The sequence below is a fragment of the Pseudomonas sp. EA_65y_Pfl1_P113 genome (assembly GCF_963970525.1).
Lineage (GTDB): Bacteria > Pseudomonadota > Gammaproteobacteria > Pseudomonadales > Pseudomonadaceae > Aquipseudomonas > Aquipseudomonas tritici.
In genome coordinates this window covers 1-477 of the sequence record NZ_CAXAQM010000471.1, presented here as the reverse complement: position 1 = coordinate 477, position 477 = coordinate 1, and the positions used below count along the sequence as shown (strand labels likewise).

The following is a 477-nucleotide window of genomic DNA, read 5'->3' as shown; positions in this document are numbered from 1 at the left end:
CGATGCCGAGCATTTCCTTTTCGAGCGCGGCGTTGTCGATCACGGTGACTTCGCGCGGTTCCTTGGCGGCCTTTTCGGCGAGCTCGATGATGGCGTTGATCACCGGCTGGAAGTGGCGGTGACCGAACATCACTGCGCCGAGCATGATGTCCTCGTTCAGCTCCCGGGCTTCCGATTCCACCATCAGCACGGCGTCGGCGGTGCCGGCGACGACGAGGTCGAGCTGGGTGTCGACCATCTCGTCGAGCGTCGGGTTGAGGACGTATTCGTCATTGACGAAGCCGACGCGCGCCGCGCCGATCGGGCCCTTGAAGGGCGCACCGGACAGGGTCAGCGCCGCCGACGAGGCGACCAGCGCCACGATGTCGGGATCGTTCTCCATGTCGTGCGACAGCACGGTGGCGATGACCTGGGTCTCGTTGCGCCAGCCGTCGACGAACAGCGGACGGATCGGACGGTCGATCAGGCGGGAGACCA

Annotated in this window: 1 pseudogene; it reads right to left on the bottom strand. The window is 65.6% G+C overall.

The features are described from left to right. Positions 1-477, bottom strand: a pseudogene (locus AACY52_RS30625) (polyribonucleotide nucleotidyltransferase); the annotation flags it as partial.